The organism is Rhodoplanes elegans (assembly GCF_016653355.1).
Taxonomy (GTDB): Bacteria; Pseudomonadota; Alphaproteobacteria; order Rhizobiales; family Xanthobacteraceae; genus Rhodoplanes; species Rhodoplanes elegans.
This window is the reverse complement of the sequence record NZ_NHSK01000056.1, coordinates 1-5,850: the sequence shown is the minus strand read 5'-3', so window position 1 is coordinate 5,850 and position 5,850 is coordinate 1. Positions and strand designations below refer to the sequence as shown.

Below are 5,850 nucleotides of genomic sequence, written 5' to 3'. Positions count from 1 at the left end.
TGACCGTGGTCACGCCGCCGCCTCCGCCCCCGCCGCCGGAGCCGAAGGTGACGACCGTGACGCCGCCGCCTCCTCCGGTGACCGGGCCGCGGCGCGACCAGGTGATCCGCGACCTCGACGCCCAGATCGACAAGAACCCGCGCGACGGCGAGGCCTACTACAAGCGCGGCCAGGCCTGGGCGGAGCGCCGCGAATACGCCATGGCGGCCGAGGACTTCGGCCAGGCGATCCGGATCAATCCGTCCGATGCCGAGGCCTTCAACAACCGCTGCTTCACCCGCGCCGTGATGAACGAGCTCGACGCGGCGCTCTCCGACTGCGACGAGGCACTGCGCCTCAAGCCGCAGTATCCCGACGCCCTCGACAGCCGCGGCCTCGTCCATCTGCGGCTCGGACGCCTCGACAAGGCGATCGCCGACTACGACCAGGCGCTGCGCATGAACCCGCGCATGGCCTCGGCCCTGTTCGGCCGCGGCAAGGCCAAGGTCCGCAAGGGTGAGACCTCGGCCGGCAACGCCGACATCCGCAGCGCCAAGGCGATCGACCCGACCATCGACCAGGAGTTCGAGAGCTACGGCGTGCGCTGAGCGGTGGCCCGCCCACGACCCGGCGCGCCGCGGGTCCGGAGGCGCTCGGCACCGCGCTCGGCACCGGTGCGGCTCGGTCGCGCCGGTGGTCCCGGCCACCGACCGGGGTGGCGGCGGGTTCGCCTGCGCCCACCGGCGGACCGGATCGCCCAACCCGACGATTCGCGGGGGGACACCGCCCTGGTTCACATTGCGAAACACAACCCCAGGCTCGGACCCCCGCGAAGGCGGACGCGGACGCGGGCTTCGGCACAACCGGCGCCGACCCTCGCCCGAACGGACTATGCCTAATTCTTCAAGGACATAAGCCGGAGCTGCGAGCGCGCCGTTTTGGCGTTATGTCGTGTTGCTCAAAAAGCACGTGATGCGTTCAAAACGTGTGGTTGAGGCGGTCGCGCGCCCGGTTCCTGTTCCCACCCGTGTCGGTTGTCTGTTTAATCGTGCGGGAAACGACCTGAAACAGATCGTCGGGATTTTCGTCGGGGGACGGGGGACGACAATGCAGACCATCAGCACGCGGTCCAGGATCGACCGAAAAAGCATCCTTCTCGGCAGCTCGGCCCTGTTGGTCGCGATGGCCGTCTCGGGCGCCGCGCAGGCGCAGTGCACCAGCACCATTCCGCAGCTGGCGACCTACACGAACGGCGCCGGTGTCCAGACGCCGATCACCGGGCTGCAGCTCCTGCCGCTCGCCCAGGCCGGCACCGTCAATTCTCTCGTCTCCGTGCTGAACACCACCACGACGGTGTTCCAGGCGCAGACCGGCTCGGCCTTCGTCAGCAGCCCGGCCAATGCCGCGCCCGGCGAGAACGGCGGCGGCATCTGGGGTCGCGTCCTCGGCGGCGAGGTGGAGACGAAGAACACCGGCGTGACGACCCTGCAGCTCAACGGCGCCGCCGTGGCCGGCAGCGCCAACTGCGACACGACCACCAAGCAGGGCTTCGTCGGCTATCAGTTCGGTCGCGACATCGCCAAGCTGAACTGGGACGGCTGGAACATCCACACCGGCGCCACGGTCGGTTATCTCGCGTCGCAATCGCGCGACAAGACGCCGGGCGGGACGTTCTCGGGCGGCACCCAGATCCCGTTCGTCGGCACCTATCTCACCGCCACGAAGGGCGGCTTCTTCGCCGACGCCATGCTGCGCTGGGACTACTACAACATGAGCCTCGACGATCCGTCGGCGGCTATGTTCAACCAGAACCTGGATGCCCGCGGCTGGTCGATCGCGGCCAACATGGGCTACAACTTCGCCCTGCCGAACAACTGGTTCATCGAGCCGTCCGCCGGCTTCACCTACTCGCGGGTCACCGTCGATCCGCTGAGCGTGTCCGGCACGCTGTTCTCCAACCTGCCCGGCTTCTCCATGCCCGGCACCGTGCAGGTCGACGACATCAAGAGCGAGCTCGGCCGCGTCAGCGTCCGTCTCGGCACCAACATCGTGACGCCCACGATGGCGATCCAGCCGTTCGTCACCGGCAGCGTGTTCCACGAGTTCGCGGGCGACGTGACCACCCGGTTCGCGGTCGGCCCGGCCTTCTCGAACGCCCTGTTCGGAGGCCCCCTGACCGGCAGTTTGGTCACCGACCGGGTCGGGACCTACGGGCAGGTGTCGGGTGGCCTCGCCGGCCAGGTGCTCAACACCGGCTGGGTCGGCTACGTCCGCGGCGACTACCGGTTCGGCGAGAACATCGATGGCTGGACCCTCAACGGCGGCCTTCGCTACCAGTTCACGCCGGAGCCGCTGCAGGCGGCGCTCTCCGGCAAGGGCATCGTCTACAAGGCTCCGCCCGTCGCCGTTGCGGCGCCGGTCGTCTGGCGCGGTTTCTATGTCGGCGTCAACGGCGGCACCATGTGGGGCAAGACCGACTGGAACTACGTCGCCACCCCGGCCAATATCGAGCCGAAGTTCGGCGGCGCCCTGCTGGGCGGTCAGGTCGGCTACAATTTCCAGTTCAACCAGTGGGTTCTGGGCTTCGAGGGCGACATCGCCTGGGCCAACACCCAAGGCACCACGCCGTGCCCGAACGCGAACTTCTACTCGTGCCAGACCGAGATGGACTGGTTCGCGACCATGACGGCCCGGCTCGGCTACTCGTGGGAGCGCACGCTGTTCTTCGTCAAGGGCGGTCTCGCGGTCGCCGACGTGACGCAGCAGAGCATCTACAATCTCGGCGGCAGCGGGCTCGCCGTCACGCCCAACTTCGTCAACAACGGCGTCACCACGAACTTCGGCTCGTTCGCCGGTCCGGCGACCGGTCCGGTCAACGGCACCAGCAAGATCGCGGCGGGCTGGACGGCCGGCGTCGGCGCCGAGTACGCGCTTAACGCCAACTGGTCGGCCAAGGCCGAGTGGCTCTACTACAGCCTGGGCCGCGACGACTATCGGACGACCGTGGACATCAACGCCAAGGAGACCGGCGGTCTCGCCCGGGTCGGCCTGAACTACCGGTTCTCGCCGGTGCCGGCCGTGCCCGTGATGGCCAAGTACTGAGCGACGGACAGTCCGGGCGGCGCGCGCCGCCCGCAGGGATCGCGCGGCCGCCGCCAAACCCGGCCGCTCGACGACGAGGCCCGGCCTTCTCGCGAAGGCCGGGCCTTTTCGTGTCCGGGGTCTGCGTGTCCGGCGTCGCGTCCTCGTTGCGCACTCCGAACCGCGGCATCCGCCCGCTCGAGGCCGCCGCTTTTGACCGGGCGCATGGCGCCCGCCGAACGTCGCGGTCAGATCCCGACACCAACAGGTGAGTGCGGCGTCGCCGCCGCCGCTGTCAGGCGGTGCGACGGCGGCCCGCCGTATCGGACGTCACAAGAAAGTGAGCGACTCGGTCGGCCGTCGGAGGCGCATAACGTGTGTGAGATTGCTCACAGTATCGGATCGTCAGCGCGCTATTCTGACGGCGACAGGCAGACACCCGCCTAGACAAGTGCCGGAGGACAAACAGATGACACGCCAGACCACGACGGTCCCGACCACGACGCGCTGGACCAAGCTCGGAGCGACCTTCGCGACCCTTCTGCTCGCGGGCACGCTGGTCGCCACCGCCAATCACGCCGCGTTCGCGCAAGCGCGGCCGAGCTCGACCGACATCCTCGAGGCGCTGAAGCCGGCCCCCAAGACCCGCGGGCTGACCACGACGCCGAAGCAGATGGAAGATCAGAAGTTCCTGCAGACGATCCGCGGCAAGACCCGGGCGCTGACGCTCGACGAGCGCACCAAGGTCGCCGACATCGCCAAGGACAAGCAGAAGATCGATCTCGAGGTCTATTTCGACTACAACTCGGCCGAGATCGTGCAGCGCGCCGTGCCCGACCTGATGGAGCTCGGCAAGGCTCTGTCGAGCCCCGATCTGCGCGGCGGCACCTTCCTGCTCGGCGGCCACACCGACGCCAAGGGTGGCGAGGAGTACAATCAGAAGCTCTCCGAGCGGCGCGCCGCCTCGGTGAAGAAGTTCCTGCAGGAGAAGTTCCAGATCTCCGACGAGAGCCTGGTCACGGCCGGCTACGGCAAGGAGCAGCTCAAGAAGCCCGGCGAGCCCTTCGCGGCCGAGAACCGCCGGGTGCAGATCGTCAATCTCGAGGTCAAGCAGTCGGCCTCCAAGTGATGCGGTCCTGTGCCTCGGGGACGGGCGGCCGGTCCGGCCGTCCCCGGAGCCACGAAGGAGGGGGCGCAAGCGGTGCCGCCGGTATTGCGCTCGCGAAAGGTTGAACCGGAGGCGCAGCGTGGAAATTGCGTCACCCCGGCCGTGCGGCTAGGCTTTTCCGTGTGGCCGGCCCGGCGTTGCGATCAGGGAAACGACACTTCCGGGGCAAAAGTGGTCCTGGGCACAGGAGTGGTCCTGGGCAGAGGTGTCCAAGGCGCGGGAGGCGACAGATGCTCGGACGTTTGCTCGTCGCGATCGCGCACCGTCGCGTCGTATCGACCGCCGTGCGATCCAGTGTTCCGCAGACGGCTCTTCCGTATCCGGCGTGTCCGAACCCGGCGCTTCCGTGTCCGGTCCGCGGGCGAACGACCGGCGGCGCTGCGGCCGTCGCGTCGCGTCGCGGGTCGTGGCGCGCCGCCGTGTGGGCCGGGGTGCTCGGCCTCGCCGTGATGGTCGCCGGCCCGGCGCTCGCCGACAAGCGGGTCGCGCTGGTGATCGGCAACTCGGCCTACGAGAACGTCGTCAAGCTCGAGAACCCGCATAACGACGCCGCCGCCATCGCGGAGATGTTCCGCAAGGCGAAGTTCGACCAGGTCGAGCTCAAGCGCGATCTCGGCGTGATCGAGTTCAAGCGGGCGCTGCGCGACTTCTACAACACGACGCGCGACGCCGACGTCGCCGTCGTCTATTACGCCGGTCACGGCATCGAGGTCGGCGGCGTCAACTACATGGTGCCGGTCGACGCCAAGCTGCGCAGCGACTACGACGCCGAGGACGAGGCGGTGGCGCTGGAGCGCATCTTCCGCTCGATCGAATCGACCCGGCGGCTGCGCCTCGTGATCCTCGACGCCTGCCGCGACAACCCCTTCATCCGCTCGATGCAGCGCCAGATCGCCACCCGGGCGGTCAGCCAGGGCCTCGCCAAGATCGAGCCGATGGGCACCGACACCCTGGTCGCCTACGCGGCCAAGGCCGGCTCCACGGCCGAGGACGGGGCCGGCCGTAACAGCCCCTTCACCCAGGCGCTGGTCGACAACCTGACCACCCCGGGGCTCGACATCCGCATCGCCCTCGGGCGGGTGCGCGACGAGGTGCTCCGGCGCACCAACAATCGCCAGGAGCCGTTCGTCTACGGCTCGCTCGGCGGCGCCACCGTCTCGCTGGTGCCGGAGCCCGAGCGGGTCCCGGTGACCGCCACCGATCCGCGGGGCGACTACGAGATGGCCGAGCGTGTCGGCACCGTGTCGGCCTGGGATGCCTTCCTGGCCGTGCACGGCACCGGCTTCTACGCCGAGCTCGCCCGCCAGCAGCGGGCCAAGCTCGCCGCCGCCGTGAAGCCGGACGCCATGGCGGTCGCGGCGCTCGACCGCACGACGCCGTCGCGACCCCTCACCGACGCCGAACGGGCGACTCCCGACCGGCTCGCCTGGGAGAAGCTGCAGGACACGTCCGACCCGACCGCGATCCGGGCCTTCATCAAGAAGTATCCCGCCTCGCCGCTCGCCGTGGTGGCGCAGGCGAGGCTCGAGGTGATCGAGCGGGCGATCGCCGACCGCAAGCGCGAGGAGGCCGAGAAGCAGCGCCAGGAGGCGGACCGGCAGCGCCAGGAGCGCGAGGCCGCC

General features: G+C 69.2%; 4 protein-coding genes. All 4 read left to right on the top strand.

The features are described 5' to 3' along the window. Positions 1-587 (top strand): tetratricopeptide repeat protein (locus tag CCR97_RS05075; protein ID WP_207199387.1); only part of this gene is annotated, 587 nt, incomplete at its 5' end. A gap of 499 nt (positions 588-1,086) precedes the next feature. Beyond that, entirely contained in the window at positions 1,087-3,081 is a 1,995-nt protein-coding gene (locus CCR97_RS05070; RefSeq protein WP_170146054.1) for an autotransporter domain-containing protein, read from the top strand. Positions 3,082-3,529: 448 nt separating this feature from the next. Then, positions 3,530-4,189, top strand: a complete 660-nt coding sequence (locus CCR97_RS05065) for an OmpA family protein (protein WP_111360101.1) — start codon at positions 3,530-3,532, stop codon at positions 4,187-4,189. 458 nt (positions 4,190-4,647) lie between these two features. After that, a partial coding sequence (locus CCR97_RS05060) for a caspase family protein (RefSeq protein WP_338049055.1) occupies positions 4,648-5,850 on the top strand: 1,203 nt, incomplete at its 3' end.

Bases quoted from the DNA above. Each gene is read 5' to 3' on its own strand.
- CCR97_RS05065 (WP_111360101.1), top strand. From the start codon at position 3,530: ATGACACGCCAGACCACGACGGTCCCGACCACGACGCGCTGGACCAAG.
- CCR97_RS05070 (WP_170146054.1), top strand. From the start codon at position 1,087: ATGCAGACCATCAGCACGCGGTCCAGGATCGACCGAAAAAGCATCCTT.